This window comes from Lentzea sp. NBC_00516 (assembly GCF_036346835.1).
Classification (GTDB): Bacteria; Actinomycetota; Actinomycetes; order Mycobacteriales; family Pseudonocardiaceae; genus Lentzea; species Lentzea sokolovensis.
On sequence record NZ_CP107840.1, the window covers coordinates 9,392,526 to 9,414,587 of the forward strand.

Here is a 22,062-nt window from a genome sequence, read left to right on the forward strand (position 1 = left end):
TACGGTGGGCAGGTGCCGAACTTGGACGAGCCGTCCCCACAGGCCATTGATCTAGCCGCCGTGCTGCACGCGCTGAGTGACCCGACAAGGCTCGCGGTCGTGCGCCAGATCCAGTCGAGCGGCGAGAGGCTGTGCGGGGCTTTCGAGGTCGACGTAGCGAAGTCGACCCTTTCTCAGCATCTGCGGGTATTACGCGAAGCGGGCATCACACGAACACGATGCCGCGGCAATCAACGGTGGGTGTCACTGCGCCGCGATGACCTGGACCATCTGTTCCCAGGCCTGCTGGACGTGGTGCTCTCGGCCGCCGATCGGCGAACACGAACGGATGTCACTGTCTAATCAAGTCTTGACAAGCCCGGCGAGGCGCGTTGCCGCTCGCACGGGTGCGGCCTAGGCTGCGCCCGGAGAGACGACTACGACCAGTGAGGGAACGCCAGCCATGTCGACACCGGAGCACGTTTTCGCGCCCCGTGCCGATCTGAACATGGCTCCGCACGCCGCACCGGTGGACGACGTCGCTCACGAGCAGATCGACGGCATCGGCCCGACCGGCCGCACGCGCCGCCACATCCCGGATCCGCCGCAACTGCTGCGCCACGGCCCGGCGAAGATCCTCGCGGTGTGCAACCAGAAGGGCGGCGTCGGCAAGACGACGACGACCATCAACCTGGGCGCGGCGCTGGCCGAGTACGGCCGGCGGGTGCTGCTCGTCGACTTCGACCCGCAGGGCGCGCTCTCGGTGGGCCTCGGCGTGCACCCGCACCAGCTGGAAACCACGATCTACAACGTCATCATGGAGAACGACACCGCCGTTCCCGACGTCATCCGCAAGACCATGATCGACGACATGGACCTGCTGCCGAGCAACATCGACCTGTCGGCGGCCGAGATCCAGCTCGTGTCCGAGGTCGGCCGCGAGCACACGCTCGTGCGCACCCTTCGTCCTGTCATCGACCACTACGACTACGTGCTGGTCGACTGTCAGCCCTCCCTCGGCCTGCTCACGGTGAACGCCCTCGCGGCCGCGGACGGTGTGCTGATCCCGCTGGAGTGCGAGTTCTTCTCGCTGCGCGGGGTGGCGCTGCTCATCGACACCATCGAGAAGGTCAAGGAACGCTTGAACCCCAAGCTCGACATCACCGGCATCCTCGCCACGATGTACGACCCGCGCACGCTGCACTCGCGCGAGGTCATGGCCCGTGTCGTGGAGGCGTTCGGCGAGATCGTGTTCGACTCGGTCATCAACCGCACGGTGCGCTTCCCGGAGACCACCGTGGCCGGTGAGCCGATCACCCGCTGGGCGCCGCGCTCGGCCGGCGCCAACGCGTACCGCGGCCTGGCTCGCGAGGTGATCGCCCGGTGAACCGTCGCCCTTCACTGCCGGGGGCCGCGGAACTGTTCCGGCTGACCTCTGCCGCGCCCGCGCCCGAGGTCTCCTCGGACGAGGTCACGCCGCAGCAGCGCCGTGGTTCCGGCCGCACCAAGCACACCACGAAGATCACGGTCTACGTGTCCGACGAGGAACTGCTGGCCCTGGAGCAGGCGCGGCTCGTGCTGCGCGGCTCGCACTCGCTGGCCGTCGACCGCGGCCGTGTCGTGCGCGAGGCGATCGCCATCGTGCTCGACGACCTCGAGACGCTCGGTGACGCGTCGTTGCTGGTACGCAGGTTGCGCGAGCAGTGACCGAGGAAGCCCCTGCTGAGGTTGCTGCTCCGGACGATGGCAAGTTCAAGGTCAGGCTCACGAACTTCGAAGGTCCGTTCGACCTGCTGCTGCAGCTGATCTCCCAGCACACGCTCGACGTGACCGAGGTGGCGCTGCACACGGTCACCGACGACTTCATCGCGCACCTGCGCGGCATGGGCGACAAGTGGGACCTCGACGAGACCACCGAGTTCCTGGTCATCGCGGCCACGCTGCTGGACCTGAAGGCCGCCAGGCTGCTGCCCACCGGTGACGTCGAGGACGAGGACGACCTGGCGCTGCTGGAAGCGCGCGACCTGCTGTTCGCCCGCCTTCTGCAGTACCGCGCCTACAAGCAGGTCGCGGCCCTGTTCGCGGAACTGGAGCGGGGCGCGTTCCGGCGCTACCCGCGCTCGGTGTCGCTGGAACCGCGCTTCGAGGGTCTGCTGCCCGAGGTGATGCTCGGCGTCACGCCCCACAAGTTCGCGCTGATCGCGGCCACCTCCTTCCGCCCGAAGCAGAAGCGCACGCTGTCGGTCGACCACATCCACCAGCACCGCGTGTCGATCCGCGAGACCGCGGACATCCTGCGCGCGATTCTGATCGAGAAGGGCACCGCGTCGTTCTCGGAGATCGTCGCCGACTGCACCGAGACCATGGAGATCGTGGCGCGGTTCCTCGCGCTGCTGGAGCTGTACCGCGAGAAGTCGCTGGCCTTCGAGCAGGAGGACCCGCTCGGGCCGCTGCAGGTGACGTGGGTCGGCGGGACGTTGGACGACGCGCAGGCGCAGGTGCACGCCGGCGACGAGGATGAGGACTACGGCGGATGAGCGAGCCACTGGTGGGGCCGGACGCGGCGGAGATCGAGAAGCCGGGGCCGGCGTTCGACGGGGGCGAGTCCGAGGCTGAGCCTGAGGAGCCGGCCGAGCCCGACGCCGCTCTCGACGACGCCGCTCCCGCCGCCGTCGTGCTGGACGAGCCCGCAGCCGAGCCCGAGCCCGAACCTGACCCGGCCGACGCCGAGGACGCCACCGCCCTCGAGGCCCAGCTCCTCGCCGCCGCCCCCGAGGAGGCGATCGAGGACAGCGGCCTGCCCGACCTCACCGACGACGCGGTCTTCGAGGCCGCGCTCGAGTCGGTGCTGCTCGTGGTGGACAGCCCGATCGCGGAAGACCAGCTCAGCAGTGCACTTGAGCAGCCGGTTAAGCGAATCAAGGCGGCACTCCGTAGACTGGCCGCTCGGTACACCGAGTCCGGCAGTGGCATCGACCTGCGCAGGGCGGGGGACGGCTGGCGGTTCTACACGCGGGACCGGTTCGCTCCGTTCGTGGAGAAGCTGCTGCTCGACGGTCAGCGCGCGAAACTCACCCGCGCGGCCCTCGAGACGCTCGCGGTGATCGCCTACCGGCAGCCTGTCACTCGGGCGCGGATCGCGGCGGTTCGCGGCGTCAACGTGGACGGCGTGATCCGGACCCTGGTCGCACGGGGGCTCATCGAGGAGACGGGCACCGACAGCGACACGGGTGGGATCCTGTACCGCACGACCGAACTGTTCCTGGAGCGGTTGGGGCTGTCGTCACTTGCCGACCTGCCGCCAATCGCCCCGCTCCTGCCCGAAGTGGATGCGATCGACGATGTCTGACAACGAGGGCGTGCGCCTGCAGAAGGTGCTCGCGCAGGCGGGGGTCGCCTCGCGCCGCGCTTCCGAAGAGCTGATCGAGCAGGGCCGGGTGCAGGTCGACGGCAAGGTCGTGACCGAGCAGGGCCGCCGGATCGACCCCGAGACGGCCGTCGTGCACGTGGACGGGCTGCGGGTCCAGATCCGCGAGGACGTCGTCACGATCGCGCTGAACAAGCCGTTCGGGATGCTGTCCACGATGGAGGACGACCTGGGCCGCCCGTGCGTCGGCGACCTGGTGCGCAGCCGCAAGGAGCGGCTGTTCCACGTCGGCCGCCTCGACGCCGAGACCGAGGGCCTGCTGCTGCTCACGAACGACGGCGAGCTCGCGCACCGGCTGATGCACCCGAGCTACAACGTCAAGAAGACCTACCTCGCCGAGGTCCCAGGGCCTCTCGAGAAGGGCCTCAACAAGAAGCTCAAAGAGGGCATCGAGCTCGAGGACGGGCCGGCCAAGGTCGACTCCTTCAAGCTCATCAGCTCCGTTCCCGGCAAGGCGCTGGTCGAGATCGTGCTGCACGAAGGCCGCAAGCACATCGTCCGCCGCCTCATGGAGACCGCCGGTTTCCCGGTGCAGTCGCTGGTCCGCGTCGCTGTCGGCGGCGTCTCCCTCGGGAACCAGCGCCCCGGTTCGATGCGCGTGCTGAACCGCCAGGAAGTCGGCGGTCTTTACAAGCTCGTCGGTCTCTGATCAGAATCTGAACCCCGCTCGCTCCTCCGGCCCCCAGAGCCGGAGGAGCAACTGCGGTGAATCCCCATTCACCTTGCGACGGAAACGCTATGGCGACGACGTTGTAAGGGGTCGGAAGTGCGCTTTGAACAACAAGGTGTGGACAATCAGTCTCAGGGGGAGACCGACATGCCACGCACCGAACGTCCGCTGGACTGCGAAGACACCGAACTCGGCCAGTTCGCCGCCGACCTGAGGAAACTCCGCGAGAAGGCGGGCAAACCGTCCTATCGCGCGCTCGCTTCACGCGCGCATTACTCGGCGGCGACGCTTTCCGACGCCGCAGGCGGCAAGAAACTCCCGAGCCTCGCGGTCACGCTCGCCTACGTCAAAGCGTGCGACGGTGACGAACAGGAGTGGGAACAGCGCTGGCGTGCCATCGCCGCCCCGCCCGAACCGACCGGTGAAGCCCCGTACGTGGGCCTCAAGGCGTTCCAGAAGGAAGACGCCGACCGTTTCCACGGCCGCGAGAAACTCACCGCGAAACTGGTCGAACTCACGCACGCGCGCCCGTTCGTCGGCGTGTTCGGCGCGAGCGGCTCCGGCAAGTCGTCACTGCTGCGCGCCGGCCTGCTGCCGAGGCTGAAGCAGGCGCTGATCTTCACCCCCGGCGTCCAGCCGCTCGACGAGTGCGCCGTCCGCCTCGCCCAGCTCACCGGGCACTCGGCGGTGGTCCTGCGCAGCGAGCTCACCGACCCCGCGGCACTGGGTCTGCTGATCCGGCAGCACGACGCCGGCCTCGTCCTGGTGATCGACCAGTTCGAGGAGGTCTTCACGCTCGCGAGCCCTGAGCAACGCGACTGGTTCGTCCAGGCCCTGATGAGCGCCCCGCACGTGGTCATCGGCGTCCGCGCCGACTTCTACGGCCACGTCGGCCGCCACCCCGAACTGGTCGAGGCCCTCGACGGCGCCCAGGTCCTCGTCGGCCCCCTGACCACCGACGAACTGCGCCGAGCCATCGTCGAACCGGCCCAGCGCGTCGGCGCCACCGTCGAGTCCGCCCTGGTCACCCGCCTGGTCGCGGACGTCGCCGGCCAGGCGGCCGCCCTGCCGCTCGTCCAGCACGCCCTCGTCGAGACCTGGCACCGCCGCCGCGGCATGACCCTGTCGCTCGTCGGCTACGAGGAGGCGGGCGGCGTCGAGCACGCCATCGCCCGCACCGCCGAAGCCGTGTACTCGCAGCTCACCGAGGACCAGCAGCAGATCGCCCGCCGCACCTTTCTCCGCCTGATCGCGCTCGGCGAGGGCACCGAGGACACCAAGCGCCGCGCGAACCGCGAGGGCCTCGACGCCGAGGTCCTGGAACACCTCGCGAACGCTCGCCTGGTCACGCTCACCGAGCAGCACGCCGAGCTCACGCACGAGGCGTTGATCCGCTCCTGGCCACGCCTGCGCGACTGGATCGCCGAGGACCGCGAGACCCTGCGCGTGCACCACCAGCTCACCGATGCCGCGAACGGCTGGGACGGCGACCCCGACCTCCTCTACCAGGGAGTGCGGCTGGCTCAGGCCGCGGAACTGAGCGCGGACTCGCTGACCGGACCCGAACGCGCCTTCCTCACCGCGAGCCAGGCGGAAGGCCGCCGCCGCGTCCGCCGTGCCCGTGCGGTCATGGCCGTGCTGTCGGTCCTGGTGCTGCTGCTCGCGGGCACCGTCGTGTTCGCGATGAGGAAGGCGGACGAGGTGGCCGCGCAACGCGACATCGCGGTGGCGGGCAACGCGGCCGCGGAAGCCCGATGGCTCGCGAGAATGCCGAACGACACCGGGCAGGCCGCGCGGCTCGCTCTCGCGGTGTACCGGGTGTCGCCGACCGAGTCGAACCGCGACCTGCTGCTCAGCACCGACGGGGCGAGGCAGGTGCGGTACTGGAACTGGCCGACGAACGGGGAGACGAAGAGGACCAACGGCGGCTCGCTGTACGTGACGACCCACGCGGACACCACCGTGTCGGAGCTCTGGGACCAGGCCGGCTACCGGATTCACACGGTCCTGCCGAACGTGCCGCTGACCTTGAGCCCGGACGACCGGCGCGTCGTCATCGCCGGGGACAACGCCACCAAGCTCCTCGACATCTCCGTTCCCGGTCAGCCGCGCGAGCTCTCCGACCTGCCCGCGCACCGCGGCACCTCCCTGGTGTCGAACGGTGACGTCGACGTCGTCGCCGGCCTCGTGGGCGAGGGCCGGGGCAAAACGGAGGTGCCGAAGGTCTGGATGCGCGACGGTTCCGGCGTGCGGGAGACGGCGCTGCCGGAGGGACGGAACCTGGGGGAGCTGGGTCTGTCACCGGACGGCAGGACGCTCGCGCTGGTGCGGGGCGGAGGCCTCAGCGGGATCGAGCTCTGGCGGCTCGACGGTGGACAGCCCCGCCTCGCGGCCCGCGTCGAGGTGATCAGCTATCCGGTACGACCGACGTTCAGCCCGGACGGACGCTTTCTCGTGCTTCCCGACCCGGGAGGCGCGGTCGCGCACGTGTGGGACGTCTCCGATCCGGCGAACCCCGTGCGGTGGGCCGAGCTCAGGGAACAGTTCGCCGGCACCGCCGCACCGGCGGTCGAGTTCGCGCCGGACGGCAGGACGGTGCTGCTGGCCACCGCGAGGACGGTGAACATCTGGGACCTCGGACAGCGGGACGCGCCCAGGAAGGTCGGCGGGTTCGACAACTTCATCACGGACGTCACGTCGGTCGGCCACTCGAAGGAGATGAACTCGTTCTTCGCGGTGACCAACGGGGTGTTCGTCTGGCAGTTGCGCCTGGACGCCGAGCAGATCGTGCGGGACATGTGCCTCGGCGGCGCCGAACTGTCCGATCGGGAGTGGGCGAAGTACTTCCCGGACATCGAGCGCGTGCCCGTCTGCTGAGTTCGTGAGCCGTGGGTGGCACGTGCGCGAGCCACCCACGGCCACTCCGGCGCCGGTTCGGGGCGCGAGCACCGGGTCTTCCCCCGTGTGGTTCGTCTATCTCGACATTAGGGCGAACGGGTTGTTCACGGTCATGTGTTCGCCGCTGAACAAAGTTCTCTGAACAATGACGGGATGCCGAGACGGGAACGCCCTCTCGACGAGGGCGAGAGCGGTGTCCTGCGGTTCGCGGCGGATCTGCGGCGGCTGCGGGAGCGGGCGGGCAGCCCCACCTACCGGGAGCTGAGCCGGCGGGCGCACTACTCGGCCGCGGCGTTGTCGGAGGCCGCGGGCGGGCGGAAGTTGCCGAGTCTCGCGGTGACCAAGGCATACGCCAAGGCCTGTGACGCCGATCCGGAGGAGTGGGCGCGGCGGTGGCGTGCGGTGGCCGAGGCCGAACCGCACGCGGCGGAGGACAGTCCGTACGTCGGGCTCGCGATGTTCCAGCCCGATGACGCGCCGAAGTTCTTCGGGCGTGAGCGGTTGACGGCCGAGCTGCTCGCCACCAAGAACCGTTTCACCGGCGTGTTCGGGCCGTCGGGTGTGGGGAAGTCGTCGTTGCTGCGGGCCGGTCTCATCGCGCGCACCCGTGAACCCGTCCTGCTGTTCACTCCCGGCGCGAATCCCGTGGAGGAGTGCGCGCTCGCGCTCGCCCGGCTCACCGGTGGGGAGGCGATCGAGCTCGCGGACGAACTGAAAGAGCCGTCGCAACTCCGGCATCGCCACGGGCACCTCGTGGTCGTCGACCAGTTCGAAGAGCTGTTCACGTTGTGCCGCAACGAAGAGCTGCGCCAGTGGCTGATCACGGCGCTCACCGGTTGCCGGAAAGTGGTGATCGGCATCCGGGCCGACTACTACGGCCACTGCGCGCAGTACCCCGAACTGGTCGAGGCGCTCGACGGGTCCCAGCTCCTGCTCGGCCCGATGACGCCGGACGAGCTCCGCCTCGCGATCACCGAACCTGCCACCGTCGTGGGCGCCAAGGTCGAGACGGCGTTGCTGGCCAGGCTCATGGCCGACGCGGTCGGGCAGGCGGCCGTGTTGCCGTTGCTGTCGCACGCGCTTGCGCAGACCTGGCAGCACCGGCGCGGCATGACGCTGACTCTCGCCGGCTACGAGGAGGTCGGCGGCCTCGACCACGCCGTCGCCCGCACCGCGCAGGAGGTCTTCGACGCGCTCTCCCCGGCGGGGCGGGAGCAGGCGAAACGGATCCTGCTGCGGCTCGTCACCGCCGAGGACACGAAACGCCGCGCGGACCACGCCGAGCTCGAAGCCGACGACGAGGTGCTGTTCGCGCTGGCGGCGGCGCGGCTCGTCGTGATCGACCGCGACGGCGTCGAACTGGCGCACGAGGCGTTGATCCGCGGCTGGCCCACGTTCCAGGGCTGGGTGGAGGAAGACCGCGAGAACATCAAGGCACAGCGCGAACTCACGCTCGCCACGCAGACCTGGGAGTCGCTCGACCGCGACGCGGGCGCGTTGCTGCGGGGACGACGGCTGGCGAACGTTCCCGGCGGACTTTCCCTGAATGCCGGGGAGCGTGCCTTCCTCGCCGCGAGCCTGGCCGCGGAACAGGAGGTCTCGGCGAGCGCGCGAAGACGCACCCGCCGCCAGCGTCAGCTGCTCGCCGCGCTGGCGGCACTCGTGGTGGTCGCCGCCAGTTCGACCGCCTTCGCCTTGCAGGCAGGCAAAGCCGCCGACGAGCAACGTGCCAACGCCGCCGTCCTCGGCGCCGTGGGTGAGGCCGCCGCCCTGCGTTCCACGAACCCCGCGCTGGCCCAGCAGGTCGCGCTCGCCGCCTATCAGCTCGTGCCGTTACCTCAGGCGCGCAACGGTTTGCGGCAGGAGGACGTGCCCTCCCAGGTGCTGCGCGAGGCCCAGTCCGAGGTCACCGCGCTCGTGGTCGGGCCGACCCTGCAGCAGATCGCGACCGGGCACCGCGACGGCACTGTCGTGCTGACCGGCCTGGCCGACCTGCCGGCACCGCGTGCCTCCTACGACGCGACCCGGCATTCCGGCGCCGTCACCGCCCTCGCGATGGACTCGACCGGTGGCCTGGTCGCGTCCGCCGGCGACGACGGCACCGTGCACGTCGTCGACGTCTCCCTCGGCAAGCCACGCGAACTGCCCGTGCTTCCCGTGCGCGCCATCGCGATCGCCTGGCAGGGCAGCACTCTCGTCACCACCGACGAGGCCGGCACCCTGAGCTTCTGGACGGACCTGCGCCGCGAACGCCCGAGGCTCCTCACCACGGCCCAGCTCGGCCTGGGGCCGCTGGCGGGCCTGTCGTTCCGTCCGGACGGCCAGGTCCTCGCCGCCGTCACCACCGGCCGCGCCGTGCACCTGGTCGACGTCACCGATCCGCGTGACGTCAAGCTCCTGTCGCTGACCAGGGAGTTCGCCGGCACCGCCCAGTTCGCCGGCGCCGAGCGCCTGATGACCACCGCCCGCACGGCCGTGCACCTCTGGGACACCACTGATCCGCGCGGCCCGGTCCTGCGCGCCAGGATCCCGTCCGGCGGTGGCGAGGTCACCTCGGCCTGGCTCGGCGCGGACCACGTCGCGGTCGCCACCGACGACGGACTGGTGCGGCTCTGGCGGCTCGGCGCCGGCGAACCGGTGGAGCAGGCCCTGCTGCGCGGGCACGCCGGGCCGGTCACCGCGGTCGGTCTGACGCCGCAGGGCGACGAGGTCGTCACGGGCGGTGCGGACCGGGCGGTGCGGCTGTGGAACGCCGACCCTCGCGACCCGGCGGTCAGGATCTGCGAGCAGGCCATTCCGCGGATGACCCGCGAGGAGTGGGAGCAGTTCTTCGGCGATCTCGACTTCACGCCGCCGTGCCGCGACTGAAAGCCCAGCACCTGGCAGGTGGAACGATCACGAAGCGCACGTCCTGGTGGTGAGCGGTTAGCAGGCCGTTAGACGGAGGGCGAACCTCTGGTGGACAATCCGGCCAGGAGGCGGCATGCCACGAGGTGAACGACCGCTGGGTCCGGAGGACACCGCGTTGCTGCGGTTCGCCGGTGACCTGCGCAGACTGCGGGACCAGGCAGGCAAACCGAGCTACCGCGAACTGGCCAGGCGCGCGAACTACTCGCCGACCGCGTTGTCCGACGCGGCCGGTGGGCGCAAGCTGCCGTCGCTCGCGCTGACGCTCGCGTTCGTGCGTGCCTGTGAGGCCGATCCCGCCGCGTGGACCAGGCGCTGGCGTGAGCTGGCCGCCGAGCACACGCAGCCGTTGCACCCGAACACGCCGTACCCCGGCATCGCCCCGTTCACCGAGGACGACGCGAAGCGGTACTTCGGTCGTGAGTGCCTCGTGGAGCAGGTCGTCGAGTCGGTCAAGGCCAAGCCCCTCACCGTCGTCTTCGGCGCCTCCGGATCAGGCCGGACGTCGCTGCTGCTGGCCGGTCTGCACCCCGCGCTGGACGACGCCGTGGTGATCACGCCGGGCCAGGACCCGATCCAGGACCTGGCCGCCGCCCTCGCCGACGTCTTCGAGAACACCACCGCGGACCGCCTGGCCGAGGAGTTCCGGGAGGACCCCGAGCACCTCCGGCTGCGGATCCGCCAGCACCGCCCCGGCCTCGTGCTGCTCGTCGACGACTTCGAGAAGGCACTCGACGCGGAGGACTTCGTCGCCGCCGTCACCCGCTGCCCCCACGTCGTGCTCTCCGTGCGCGCCGACCACGAGCAGCGCTGGCGTGAGAAGGGCATCAGCGGCACCGAGATCGTCATCGAGCCGATGAGCGCGGACCAGTTGCGCCGCGCCATCACCGAACCCGCCGCCAAGATCGGCGCCACCGTCGAGACCGCGGTCATCGCCCGGCTGGTGGCCGACGCGGCGAACCAGCACGCGCTGCCGTTGGTGCAGCAGACACTGGTCGAGACGTGGCGGCGCAAGCGCGGCATGACGCTGTCGCTCGCGGGCTTCGAGGAGTCCGGCGGCATCGAGCACGTCGCCGCGCAGGCCGCCGAGACGTTCTTCACGGGCCTCGGCGAGGACGACCAGCGCGCGGCCAGGCAGATCTTCCTGAGGCTCGTCTCCGTGCAGCGCAACGGGATCGCGCAACGCCGCGGCCGCAGGCTGGACATCGACACGCACCTGCTGGACCTCCTCGCGAAGGCCAGGCTGGTGACGCTCACCGAGGACGGCGTCGAGCTGGCCCACGACGCCGTGCTGCGCTGGCCCAGGCTCGCCGGGTGGATCGACGAGGAACGCGAGAACCTCAGGACTCACCAGCAGCTCGTCACCGCGATCGAGCTGTGGGAGGCGAGCGACCGCGATCCGCTGGCGCTCTACCGGGGCCCGCGGCTGCGCAAGGCCAAGGATCTCGGCGAGTTCTTGACGGTGCGCGAGCGCCAGTTCGTCGACAGGAGCATCAAGCGGGAGACGCGCCGTTCGACGGCGTTGATCGCGGTCGTGGCGGTGCTGCTCGCGCTGGTGCCCGGCACCGTCGTCTACGCGCTCGCGAACGAACGCAAGATCACCGAGATGAACGACCGTGAGCTCGGCGGCAAGGCGCTGTCGCAGTCCGAGGCGCTGCTGGAGCAGCGCCGGCCGTACGCGGACAAGTACGCGCTGGTCGGCTACGAGGTCAGCCCGTCGGCCGAGGCCGAGAAGGTGCTGCGGCTCGCGAGCGCCGTCGCGCGCGGCATCCCGTTCACCGGCACGCCCAAGGACGACGCGGACGTCGTGGTCGCCCCGCGCGGGGAGATGGCCGCGGTGACCGACGAGGACGGCACCGACCGGATGTGGAGCTTCGACGAGGACAAGGCGGTGCCAGGCAGGAAGTTCGCCGACCGCCACCGGGTCGTCAAGCTCGCCGAACGCCGTGCCGTCACGAAGGACTTCACCGGCCAGGAACACCTGTGGGCCGTCAACGACGCGGGCGACATCACCTACCTCACGGCGCTGCCCAGCCGGTTCCGCACGCTCGACCTGAGCCCGGACGGCTCGCGGCTCGTCGGCAAGGTCGGCGACGCGGTCGAGGTCGGGCTTCCGACGCCGGACGAGTCCGAGCACGCGGAGCTCTACGACCTGAGCGACCCGCGCAACCCCCGCAAGCTGCCGATGCCGGTGCGCGACCCCGAGACCGTCGCGCTGAGCCAGGACGGCCGTGAGCTCGCGACCGGTCTCTGGGATCCGGTCACCGGCACCACGACCATCGAGTTCTGGAGCATCGGCGGCACCGTCGAGTCCGCGGGACCGCCGCTGCCGCAGCACGTTTACGTCCGCGGCATCACCTACAGCGGCGACGGGCGCTGGCTCGCCGTCGAGCACTCGTCACCGGAGTCGATCGTCGAGGTGTGGCAGCGAGTGCCGAGCGGAACGCCCGTGCTGCGTGCACGGCTCGACACCGCGTTGCGTGCCGGAGCCCGTGTCACGTTCTCCGACGACGGTCGCGTGGCCGTCGTGCGCGACAACATCTTCGAGGTGCACCAGCTCTACCCGAACGACCGTGCGGCGGATCGGCTCGCGTACGTCGTCGGGCAAGGCAACTCGACGCGCGCGGTGTACCGGCCGCAGAACCGCGACTTCCTCGTGCGCAGCGGAGGCCAGGATCCCGAGTTGCTGCCGTACGACCTCGACACCGGTTCGATCATCAAGCGGATGTGTGAAAAAGACGGCGCACGGCTCACGGACTCCGAATGGGTTAAGAGCTTCGGCGAAGTGGCGCGCGTAGAGGTCTGCTGAACCGCCGCGATGTGTGGGAAACAACCCGGAGTTGAGCAAACACGCATTGTGAAGCCGAGATCCACTCTCTAGGGTGACCGAGTGCGTGCGTTCACAAGGGGACTACTCGGCATTGCCGGGTTCCTCGCGCTCTGGGAGCTCTTAGGACGCTCTCCCCTTCTACCTGCGGACTCGCTTCCGCCACCGTCCGTCGTGTTCGGTGAGCTCGTCGTGCAGCTGACCTCTCCCACCTTCATGAGTCATGTGGTGGCAACGGTCCTGGCGGTGCTGATCGCCATCTCGATCGCCATCGCCATCGCGGTGCCGAGTGGACTGGTGCTCGGCAGCGTTCCCGCCGTGCGCCACGCGACTCGCGCGGTCATCGAGTTCCTGCGTCCGATCCCTTCTGTGGCACTGATTCCGCTCGCTCTGGTGATGCTGGGGTTCGGCCCGGAAACGAAGATCACGCTCGCGGTCTACGCCGCGCTGTGGCCGATCTTGTTCAACACCATCTACGCGCTCGACGAACTGGACCCCCTGCTCGTCGAGACGTCACGGGTTTTCGGCACCGGACGCGTGGGTGTGCTGTTCCGCGTGGCCCTGCCGAGCGCGTTGCCGTTCGTCCTCACCGGAATCAGGCTCGCGGCGACGACCGCGCTGATCGTGATGGTGAGCGTCGAGCTCATGGCCGGCAGCCAGATCGGGCTCGGTTTCTTCATCATGGAGGCCCGCAGCGGGCCCGGCCGGATGGACCAGGTGCTCGTCGGCACCGTGGTCGCGGGCGCGATCGGCGTCCTGTTGAACAGCGGTCTTGAGCGCGTCCGCCGGCGTTGGGTGGCCTGGTGAACAAGTTTCTTCAACGGTGGACCGTCTTCGCCGGTCTCGTCGTCGTTTGGCAGTTGCTCGGCATGGTCGCCGAGGACCCGTTCTTCCCGCCGCCGTCCGACATCGTGACGGCGGCCTGGGAGTGGTGGGTCCTGGAGCCGGAGAACGTCACCGAGCACATCCTGCCGTCGATCGGCAGGCTGCTGTCGGGCTGGGCGATCGCGTCGGTGATCGGCGTGGCGCTGGGCCTGTTGCTCGGGCGCTCCGACCGGGCGATGGAGTACGCGGGACCGCTGCTGGTGTTCCTGCGTTCGATCCCGCCGCCCGCGTTGGTGCCCGTGTTCCTGTTGCTGTTCAAGACGGGCACGTCGATGCAGCTCGCGACGATCGTCTTCGGCGTGATCTGGCCGGTTCTGCTCAACAGCGTGGACGGTGCCCGTTCCGTCGACGTGACCAAAGTGGACACTTCCGCGGTCTTCCGGATCCCGCGCTACCAGTGGGTTCTGGGCGTCGTGCTGCCCGCTGCCTCCCCGAAGATCTTCGCGGGGTTGCGGGTGTCCCTGTCCCTGTCCCTGGTGTTGATGGTCATCTCCGAGCTCGTGGGCACGGACAACGGCATCGGTTCACAACTCATTCAGGCACAGCGCGAGTTCGACTACACGCGCATGTGGGCGGGCATCGTCCTGTTGGGCGTGCTCGGCTACGGACTCAACACCGTGCTTCTGGCGGTGGAACGCAGGGCTTTGGCTTGGCAACCGAGGAGCAGGGATGAGCAACATGCTTGAGGTGGCCGACCTGGGCCACACCTACGGCGACTACGAGGCCATCGGCGGCCTCACCTTCACCGTCCGCGCCGGCGAGCTGGTGTGCGTGGTCGGACCATCCGGGTGCGGCAAGTCCACACTGCTGCGCACGATCTCAGGACTCATCGCACCCTCCCGCGGCGACGTGTCCCTGAAGGGTTCCCACCTCGCGGTGGTCTTCCAGGACTACTCGCGCTCGCTGTTCCCGTGGCTCTCGGTGCAGGGCAACGTGGAGTTCCCGCTGAGGTCCCTGCCGCGCGCCGAGCGCCGCGCCCGTGCCGCCGAAGCCCTGGAGTGGGTGGGTCTCGGCGCGGCGGCCAAGAAGCGGCCGTGGCAGCTTTCCGGTGGTATGCAACAACGTGTGGCGATCGCGCGCGCTCTGGCGTACCGGCCGGCGTTGTTGCTGATGGACGAGCCGTTCGCCTCGGTGGACGCGCAGACCCGGTTCGAACTGGAGGACCTGTTGCTTCGAGTGCGCCGTGAGCACGACACGACCGTTCTCGTTGTCACGCACGACATCGACGAGTCGGTGTACCTGGGTGACCGCATCCTGGTGCTGTCCGGCTCGCCCGCGAAGCTGGTGGCCGACCTGGAGGTGCCGCTTCCCGCAGAGCGCGACCAGGTGACCACGCGCACCGACGAGGCCTTCGTGGCGTTGCGCTCCAAGGTGGCGCGGCTGCTGAACGTCGGTGGCAAGCCCACCATGGACGTCGAGAAGTGGGCTGCGGCGGAACGGGAATCGCTGAGCGAGACCGTGTCCTCCGCGAGTAACTAGTTCGAACGACAGCAACGACAGCTGAGCCCCGGACCGCGCGGTCCGGGGCTCAGCTGCGTCGTGGCGCGCCTGGCCTCACGAGGAGGGGGCATGGACCAGGCTCACCGGAGAGCGCGTGCAAGCGCCTTGTGGGCACGACAAGGCATGAGGCCCGGGTTGGCGCCCCGGCGCTCGCTTGGGCAACGCCCTGCCTGTGCTGGTTACTCGTTCAGAACACAGCGGTCAGAAGTGGAGGTTCAGGTCGCCGTTGCCGATGCCGCCGTCGAGCAGGTCGATGTCGCCCACCTTGACGTCACCGATGACCTGGCCGAGGTCGTTGTGCACGTCGCCGACCTGAGCGACGTCCTGCACCACGTTGCCGGTGACGTTGTCGGTCACGTCCAGGACGTCCTTGACGTCGACGTCCACCGAGTCGACGACGTCCTTGACCAGCACGTCGGAGTCCACGACGTCCTTCACGAGCACGTCGGCGTCGAGGTCCTTCACGACCACGTCGGTCACGCCGTGCACGTCCGCGACGTCGGTCACGGTGCTGATGACGGAGGTGTCGTGGGCGATGCCGGTGACGTCCGAGACGACCTCGTCGGCGTTCACCACGTCGAGGGTGCCGGTCACGTCGCCGAGGCCGCCGAAGTCGGTGACCAGCGCGGTGATCGCGGAGGGGGCGGCGACGTCGGCGATGCCCGTGACGCCCTCGATGTTGCCGGTGATCAGCTTGAGGCTGTCCACGGCGGTCAGGTCGCCCGCCTCGACCAGCACCTTGTCGATCGCGTCGATCTTCACGACGGACGCGCTGTCGAGCACCAGCGGGAGGATCTCGTGGACGTCGACCGGCGAGATGTCGCCCAGACCCGCGGCCTCGAGGGTGCCTTCCGGGTCGAGCTGGAACGCCTCACGGGCGTCCAGGTCGCCGAGGAGGTTGAGGGTGAAGTCGTGCAGCGTGGTCTGGGTGGCCATGGAACTCGAGCTCCCTGTGGGGTGGATCGGGGGGATGTCGTGTTGAACCGTATGGACGAACGACATCCCCCAGCATCGGGAGTTGGCCCCAGATTGTGACGTACCGAGATCCCTAGGGGGAGGGCGTCACCCGTTAGGGGGGCGGGGATTTCACCCTTGAGGGTCGACTTTTCGCCATCACGGGCCGACGTAGTTCTCCGCGAAGGTGGCGCGGTAGGCGGGGGACTCGGCCAGGTGCTCCAGCCGTGCCTGGGCCAACCGTCCGAAGAACGGGGAGCTGACATCGGTGTGGATCATGTTCACCATCCACTGTGAAAATTCCTGTGCCCGCCAGACGCGGCGCAGGCAGTCCTCCGAGTAGGTCTTGAGACCGGTCTCGGATCCGGTGCCGTAGAAGTCGATAAGCGCACGTCCGAGCGTTGCGGCGTCGTTCATGGCGAGGTTCATGCCCTTGGCGCCGACCGGGGTGATGATGTGGGCTGCGTCACCCAGCAGGAAGAGCCGGCCGTACGACATCGGCTCGACCACATGGCTGCGCATGTCGAGCACGCGCTTCTCGATGATCTTTCCTTCGGTCAGTCCCCACGATGAGTCGTGCAGTGCGAAACGTTTGTGCAACGCTTCCCAGACCTGTTCGTCGGACCAATCGGAGGCCTTTGTTCCGACCGGCACCTGCAAATAGAAGCGGGATATCGACGGCGACCGCAACATATGTCCCGCGAATCCATCCTCGTGCAGCGCGTAAATGATGGCTTTAGTCGACGGAGGGGCCTCCGCGAGAATGGCCAGCCACTCGATCCCGTGCTGATGCGTGAATTCCTTCAGCACGCCTTCCGGAATGGACGGCCGGCTCACGCCATGAAATCCGTCACAGCCTGCCACAAAATCGCTCGTGATGGTCTCGCGGGTGCCGTCTTCGCTGGTGAAGGCCACTGAGGGGGACGAGGACGTCAGGTCGTGCAACTCCACGTCGCTGACCGAGAACCGGATGTCCCCACCCGTGTCCAGAAATCCCCCGATGAGGTCCTTGACGACTTCCTGCTGGGGGTAGACGTAGTGTTCGCGGCCGCCGTAGAGGTCGCTGTAGGACACCTGGAACGCCTGGCCGCTCACGCGGAATTCACACGTACCGTGACGGTCTGCTTCCATCAGCAAACGATCTGCCAGTCCGAGTGACTCCAACATGGTTACGGAGCGGTGCTCCAGGACTCCCGCCCGTGCCCGGGTTTCCACATGGGTTCGACTAGCTCTTTCGATCACAACACAGTCGATACCTGACTGCTGGATCAGGTTTGCCAAGGTCAGACCGGCCGGCCCTGCACCGACAACGGTCACGGAGCGCTTCAACTGGGGTTCTCCTAGCCCTAGACCTGCTGTGCTTAGATGCTCACCGCAGGTAGTTGACTGGAACCTGCTCGTGTCGGTCAACTGGGGTCTTTTGGAGCAGCGTCATTACTCTGAGTGGTTGACCGTCGCGATCCTTCCCCGCAACGACGACACCGCTCCGACAGGAGAGTGCTCCCGATGACTCGAAGAGTCCGCCGTATGGCCATCCGTGGCATCGCCCTTGCCACGCTGCTCGCCACCGTGGCGAGCTGTGGTGCGCTCGGCGGCACAGAGCAGGCACCCCAGACTGGCCAGAACACCAGTGGTCCGGTCGAGAAGGCCAAGATCACTCTGGGGGTCCTTCCCATCCTCGACGTGGCGTCCGTCCACGTCGCGATCAAGAAGGGTTACTTCGCGGCCGAGGGCCTCGAGGTCAACCTCAAGGTCATCGAGGGTGGAGCCAAAGCAATCCCCGGCTTGATCAACAAGGAACTGGACTTCACCTTCGGCAACTGGGTCTCGTTCTTCGCCGCCCAGTCGAAGGACGTCGCGAAGGCAGTCGACGGAATCAAGCTCATCTCCGACGGCTACCAGGCAAAACCCGACATGTTCCTGATCTTGGCCGGCGGTGACTCCGCCATCAAGAGCCCCGCTGACCTCGCGGGCAAGACCATCGCGATCAACACGTTCAAGAACATCGCGGAGCTGACCGCGAAGGCGACCCTCGAGGCCGCGAACGTGGACGTGAGCACGGTCAAGTTCAAGGAGATGGCGTTCCCGGACATGCAGGCCGCTGTCCAGAACAAGTCCGTCGACGCCGCCTTCATGGTCGAGCCGTTCATCACGCGCGCCCAGCGTGCCGCCGGTCAGATCAAGGTGCTGGACGCCGCGACCGGCCCGACGGACAACATCCCGATCGCCGGCTATGCCACGAGCGGCGAGTTCGCCAAGAACAACCCCAAGACCGTCGCGGCGTTCCAGCGCGCGATGGCCAAGGGTCAGGCCGACGCCACCGACCGTCCCACGGTCGAGCCGCTGCTCGTCGAGTACGCCAAGGTCGACAAGGAAACCGCTGGTCTCGTCCACTTCGGTGCCTTCCCGACCACGCTCGACGCGACCCGGTTGCAGCGGGTCGTCCAGCTGATGGTGCGGTACCAGATGATGGACAAGGAGCTCGACGTCAAGCCGATGCTCATCCAGCCCTCCGGTAGTTGACGAACCGCGCGGGTGACTGTGATCAGGCCGTGATCACGGTCACCCGCGCGAACGTTTCCGCCAGATGAATTATCGCTTAGGGGCCGTTTAGTCGCCCAGTTCAAGTTGTTGATTCTCGAACCAGCTGTTTTGTCGTCCGAACGGCGGTATGAGAACAGCGCGTTTTACTCCAAGATCCACCAGGTTTGCAGCTATTAAACGGGCGGGGAGTGTTGACGGTGCGCGGTCGTGAGGACCAGCGAGGCATCGACCGGTTCCGCCTACGCAACTGGCGGTTGCGGAGCAAGCTCGCGGTGGTGTTGCTAGTACCAGCCCTGACTACCGCGACTCTTGCGGGCCTGAGGCTGAACACCCAGCTCGACGACGTCGAACTCTTCGGCAGCGTCCAGCGCGAGCTCGCCGTGAGCCACCAGGCCGCGAAGGTGGAAAACGCTCTACAGGTCGAACGTGACTGGGCAGTGCAGTGTGTGGCCGCCGGCAGGCAGAACGCGTGCCCTGAGCACGCCGCCCGCACGGGTCTCACCGATGTGGAATTGAGCAAGTACAAGGAATCGGGCGCGACGGCCACGGCCTTGAGCGCGCCCCTGCAGGAGGCGTTCACCAAGTCGCTGCAGGCCCTCGCGGGCCTGGGCAGCTTGCGCGTGACGTTGTTGAGCACGAAGTACCCCGACGTCGCCGTGATCAGTGCGTACAACCAGATCAGCGCGTCGCTCGGCACGGTGCACCGTGCCGCGGTGTCGAGCCTCAGCGAGCCGGAGATCGTTCCGCTGGTCACCGCCGCGCAGTCGCTCTACACCGCGCAGGAACAGCTCGGCCAGCAGAACTCGATCCTGACGTCCACCGCGCTGCGCAAGGGTTTCGCGCCCGGTGCGGCGGACGAACTGCGTGCCGCGCAGTCCCGGCTGGACGCGGCGTTCAACGAGTTCAACGACGTGGCGTCGTCGGGCAACCAGCAGAAGTTCCAGGACGTCGTGTCCGGTTCGGCCGTCGACGGCCGCAACCGGCTGGTGCGGCTCGCGCTCGCGCAGGACGCCGAGCGCAAGCCCGTGTCCATCACGGACGCCGAGGTGCTCAAGATCGGTCAGGACACCGCGAACCTGGTTCGCGAGGTCGCGACCGAGCTGGAGAGCCAGGCCGACGCGACGACCACGCGCCTTGCCGACGAGGCACGGGGTTCCGCGTGGCGTGACGCCGGACTGGTCGCCATCTCGCTGCTGATCGCGTTCGGTCTGATGGCGATGGTCGCGCAGTCGATGCTGCGGCCGCTGCGAGTGCTGCGGCGCAGCGCACTGGATGTGGCACGCAACCAGTTGCCTGACGCGATTCGCCGCATTCGTTCGCACCGCGACCCCGAACGGGCCGCGGAAGAGGCGATCGTCCCGGTGCCGCTCAACACGACCGAAGAGGTCGGCCAGGTCGCCAGGGCGTTCGACCTCGTGCAGCGCGAAGCCGTCCGCCTCGCCGTCGAGCAGGTGGCACTGCGCGCGAACGTCAACGACATGTTCATCAACCTGTCGCGGCGCTCGCAGGCGTTGGTGGAACGGCAGATCAGCGTGATCGACCGGCTCGAGCAGGACGAGCAGGACCCGGACCACCTGGCGTCGCTGTTCGAGCTCGACCACCTCGCGACGCAGATGCGCCGCAACAGCGAGAACCTGCTGGTGCTCTCCGGCACGACGGTCAACCGCCGCGTCACCCGCCCGGTCGCGATCGCCGAGGTGCTCGGCGCCGCGGTGTCCGAGGTGGAGAAGTACGCGCGCGTCCAGATCGCGCCGACGCCGGAGCTCATGGTGCAGGGCCGCGTGGTCAACGACCTCGCGCACCTCGTGGCCGAGCTGCTCGACAACGCGACGGCGTTCTCCAAGCCCACCACCAAGGTGACGGTGCGGACGATAGAGACCCGCAAGGGCGAGGTTGCCATCCGCATCCACGACCGCGGTGTCGGCATGCAGGAGACCGACGTCGTCGAGTTCAACGCGAAGCTCGCCGAGCCGCCGGAGGTCGACGTCTCGGTGGCCCGCGAGATGGGCCTCTACGTGGTCGGCCAGCTCGCGAAGCGCCACGAGATCCGCGTGACGCTCGGGAACAACGACGACATAGAGGGTGGCGTCACCGCCCAGGTGATCCTGCCGATCTCGTTGCTGCACAAGGGATCCGCACCCGCGCTGCCGTTGCCGGCCGCACCGGTTCCCTCCGCGATCGAGTCCACCAGCGCGGGCGAGGCCCTGTCCGGTGTGCCGAAGTGGACGCCGGAACACCCGGTCATGGTGCCGGGCCCCGCCACCGAGGACGACAACTCCGGCCGGCACCGCATCGAGCAGACGTCCACGGACGGCCTGTTCACCGCGCGGATCGAGGCGTCGGAAGACGCCGCTGAGGAGGGTTACTCCTACGAGCCGCCGGCGGACCGTCCCGCCGACCCCGCCACGGAGATCTTCCCCGCGATCGTCGACGAGCCGTTGATCTCCCACGACGACCTGTCGCGATGGTTCCAGACCCCCTCGGCGCCCGAACCCTCCACAAAGGTCATTCCGTCAGCGGAGCCGGAACGCGCCGAGCACGACCAGCCGGTGCACGCCCCAGCAGGGCACGACCTTGCAGGGCACGAACTCGCAGTGCACGACCAGGCAGGGCACGACGAAGCGGAGCACGACGCGGAGCCCGCCACGGTGAACGGCCTGCCCAAGCGGCAGCGTTCGGCGGACACCGTGAAGATCGAGGCACCAACGGCGGTGCCGCGCGCGGTCGCCGACTACGCCGACTCCGACTGGGGCGCGGCGGACGAGGGCTGGAAGGCCGCGGGCGCGCTCGGCAACGGTGGTACGGCTCAGACGACGGAGAACGGTCTGCCCAAGCGCGTCCCGAAGGCGCGCCTGGTCCCCGGTTCGCTGCCGAAGCCGTCGTCACCGGCACCCCAGCTGACGAGCGCCTCCGCCATCCCCGGCCGGTCCGCCGACCGGTTGCGTCAGCGGTTCGCCACGTACCAGAAGGGTGTCCAGATGGGCCGTGAGTCGCTCTTCGACTCGGCCGTCGGAGGCATCCCCGTGATCGCAGAAAGGGAACGCCAGTGACCACCGCGACTGAGGAACTGGACAACTTCAGCTGGCTGGTCGAGGACTTCGTCAGCAGGGTGGCCGGTGTCGCGCACGCGATCGTCGTCTCCGCCGACGGCCTGTTGCTCGCTTCGTCCGACCGTCTGCCGCACGACCGCGCGGAGCAGCTCGCCGCCGTCTCGTCCGGACTGGTCTCGCTGAACCTCGGCGCGGCGCGCTGTTTCGAGGCCGGTGAGGTCAAACAGACCGTCGTCGAGATGGAACGGGGCTATCTTTTCCTGATGTCCATCAGCGACGGGTCCTGCCTCGCCGTGCTCGCCGCACCCAACTGCGACATCGGGCTCATCGGCTACGCGATGACCCGCCTGGTGGAGAGGGTCGGCCTCCAGCTGACGCCGGAGATTCGCGCCCAGCTGCACGTTTCCATGAGAGCCTGAGT

Annotated in this window: 17 protein-coding genes; 15 read left to right on the forward strand and 2 right to left on the reverse strand. The window is 68.5% G+C overall.

Annotation, left to right across the window (positions count from 1 at the left end; genetic code table 11):
- Nucleotides 1-12: 12 nt before the first annotated feature.
- The 12 genes from OG205_RS43750 to OG205_RS43805 all read left to right on the forward strand — a co-directional run bounded on the left by OG205_RS43750 (nucleotide 13) and on the right by OG205_RS43805 (nucleotide 15,072).
- Nucleotides 13-342 carry an ArsR/SmtB family transcription factor gene (locus tag OG205_RS43750; RefSeq protein ID WP_330273625.1) on the forward strand — a complete coding sequence of 110 codons (330 nt, stop codon included), beginning with the start codon at nucleotides 13-15 and terminating at the stop codon, nucleotides 340-342.
- Between the two features lie 100 nt (nucleotides 343-442).
- Nucleotides 443-1,366 (forward strand): ParA family protein, encoded by a 924-nt coding sequence (locus OG205_RS43755; protein ID WP_442916684.1) that lies wholly within the window; start codon nucleotides 443-445, stop codon nucleotides 1,364-1,366.
- On the forward strand, nucleotides 1,363-1,686 hold the full coding sequence (locus OG205_RS43760; protein WP_330273626.1) for a hypothetical protein: 324 nt from the start codon (nucleotides 1,363-1,365) through the stop codon (nucleotides 1,684-1,686). The genes OG205_RS43755 and OG205_RS43760 overlap by 4 nt, the downstream gene beginning before the upstream one ends.
- Complete coding sequence (locus OG205_RS43765; protein ID WP_330273627.1) at nucleotides 1,683-2,516, forward strand: segregation and condensation protein A; 834 nt, start codon at nucleotides 1,683-1,685, stop codon at nucleotides 2,514-2,516. The genes OG205_RS43760 and OG205_RS43765 overlap by 4 nt, the downstream gene beginning before the upstream one ends.
- Nucleotides 2,513-3,328, forward strand: a complete 816-nt coding sequence (scpB, locus tag OG205_RS43770; RefSeq protein WP_330273628.1) for an SMC-Scp complex subunit ScpB — start codon at nucleotides 2,513-2,515, stop codon at nucleotides 3,326-3,328. Before OG205_RS43765 ends, scpB begins: the two co-directional genes overlap by 4 nt.
- Entirely contained in the window at nucleotides 3,321-4,055 is a 735-nt protein-coding gene (locus OG205_RS43775) for a pseudouridine synthase (protein WP_330273629.1), read from the forward strand. The genes scpB and OG205_RS43775 overlap by 8 nt, the downstream gene beginning before the upstream one ends.
- A gap of 168 nt (nucleotides 4,056-4,223) precedes the next feature.
- On the forward strand, nucleotides 4,224-6,953 hold the full coding sequence (locus OG205_RS43780; protein WP_330273630.1) for an nSTAND1 domain-containing NTPase: 2,730 nt from the start codon (nucleotides 4,224-4,226) through the stop codon (nucleotides 6,951-6,953).
- Between the two features lie 174 nt (nucleotides 6,954-7,127).
- Complete coding sequence (locus OG205_RS43785) at nucleotides 7,128-9,842, forward strand: nSTAND1 domain-containing NTPase (RefSeq protein WP_330273631.1); 2,715 nt, start codon at nucleotides 7,128-7,130, stop codon at nucleotides 9,840-9,842.
- A 115-nt stretch (nucleotides 9,843-9,957) separates the two neighbouring features.
- The gene (locus OG205_RS43790; protein ID WP_330273632.1) at nucleotides 9,958-12,690 is read left to right on the forward strand and encodes an nSTAND1 domain-containing NTPase; all 2,733 of its coding nucleotides are present in this window, start codon (nucleotides 9,958-9,960) and stop codon (nucleotides 12,688-12,690) included.
- Between the two features lie 81 nt (nucleotides 12,691-12,771).
- Entirely contained in the window at nucleotides 12,772-13,515 is a 744-nt protein-coding gene (locus OG205_RS43795) for an ABC transporter permease (RefSeq protein WP_330273633.1), read from the forward strand.
- On the forward strand, nucleotides 13,512-14,279 hold the full coding sequence (locus tag OG205_RS43800; protein ID WP_330273634.1) for an ABC transporter permease: 768 nt from the start codon (nucleotides 13,512-13,514) through the stop codon (nucleotides 14,277-14,279). The genes OG205_RS43795 and OG205_RS43800 overlap by 4 nt, the downstream gene beginning before the upstream one ends.
- Entirely contained in the window at nucleotides 14,263-15,072 is an 810-nt protein-coding gene (locus OG205_RS43805; protein ID WP_330273635.1) for an ABC transporter ATP-binding protein, read from the forward strand. Before OG205_RS43800 ends, OG205_RS43805 begins: the two co-directional genes overlap by 17 nt.
- Nucleotides 15,073-15,294: 222 nt before the next feature.
- Here OG205_RS43805 and OG205_RS43810 read toward each other — a convergent pair whose 3' ends face one another.
- Entirely contained in the window at nucleotides 15,295-16,029 is a 735-nt protein-coding gene (locus OG205_RS43810; RefSeq protein WP_330273636.1) for an IniB N-terminal domain-containing protein, read from the reverse strand.
- A gap of 177 nt (nucleotides 16,030-16,206) precedes the next feature.
- Complete coding sequence (locus OG205_RS43815; protein WP_330273637.1) at nucleotides 16,207-17,376, reverse strand: 4-hydroxybenzoate 3-monooxygenase; 1,170 nt, start codon at nucleotides 17,374-17,376, stop codon at nucleotides 16,207-16,209.
- A gap of 177 nt (nucleotides 17,377-17,553) precedes the next feature.
- Between OG205_RS43815 and OG205_RS43820 the strand changes: the two genes are divergently transcribed.
- The 3 genes from OG205_RS43820 to OG205_RS43830 all read left to right on the forward strand — a co-directional run bounded on the left by OG205_RS43820 (nucleotide 17,554) and on the right by OG205_RS43830 (nucleotide 22,060).
- Entirely contained in the window at nucleotides 17,554-18,570 is a 1,017-nt protein-coding gene (locus OG205_RS43820) for an ABC transporter substrate-binding protein (protein ID WP_330273638.1), read from the forward strand.
- A 218-nt stretch (nucleotides 18,571-18,788) separates the two neighbouring features.
- Nucleotides 18,789-21,641 carry a sensor histidine kinase gene (locus OG205_RS43825; protein ID WP_330273639.1) on the forward strand — a complete coding sequence of 951 codons (2,853 nt, stop codon included), beginning with the start codon at nucleotides 18,789-18,791 and terminating at the stop codon, nucleotides 21,639-21,641.
- Nucleotides 21,638-22,060, forward strand: a complete 423-nt coding sequence (locus OG205_RS43830) for a roadblock/LC7 domain-containing protein (protein WP_030468876.1) — start codon at nucleotides 21,638-21,640, stop codon at nucleotides 22,058-22,060. The genes OG205_RS43825 and OG205_RS43830 overlap by 4 nt, the downstream gene beginning before the upstream one ends.
- The last annotated feature ends 2 nt before the right edge of the window (nucleotides 22,061-22,062 follow it).

Excerpts from the sequence above, each read along its gene's own strand:
- OG205_RS43785 (WP_330273631.1), top strand. The coding sequence starts at position 7,128 with ATGCCGAGACGGGAACGCCCTCTCGACGAGGGCGAGAGCGGTGTCCTG.
- OG205_RS43805 (WP_330273635.1), top strand. The coding sequence starts at position 14,263 with ATGAGCAACATGCTTGAGGTGGCCGACCTGGGCCACACCTACGGCGAC.
- scpB (WP_330273628.1), top strand. The coding sequence starts at position 2,513 with ATGAGCGAGCCACTGGTGGGGCCGGACGCGGCGGAGATCGAGAAGCCG.
- OG205_RS43790 (WP_330273632.1), top strand. The coding sequence starts at position 9,958 with ATGCCACGAGGTGAACGACCGCTGGGTCCGGAGGACACCGCGTTGCTG.
- OG205_RS43810 (WP_330273636.1), bottom strand. The coding sequence starts at position 16,029 with ATGGCCACCCAGACCACGCTGCACGACTTCACCCTCAACCTCCTCGGC.
- OG205_RS43755 (WP_442916684.1), top strand. The coding sequence starts at position 443 with ATGTCGACACCGGAGCACGTTTTCGCGCCCCGTGCCGATCTGAACATG.
- OG205_RS43820 (WP_330273638.1), top strand. The coding sequence starts at position 17,554 with ATGACTCGAAGAGTCCGCCGTATGGCCATCCGTGGCATCGCCCTTGCC.
- OG205_RS43780 (WP_330273630.1), top strand. The coding sequence starts at position 4,224 with ATGCCACGCACCGAACGTCCGCTGGACTGCGAAGACACCGAACTCGGC.
- OG205_RS43775 (WP_330273629.1), top strand. The coding sequence starts at position 3,321 with ATGTCTGACAACGAGGGCGTGCGCCTGCAGAAGGTGCTCGCGCAGGCG.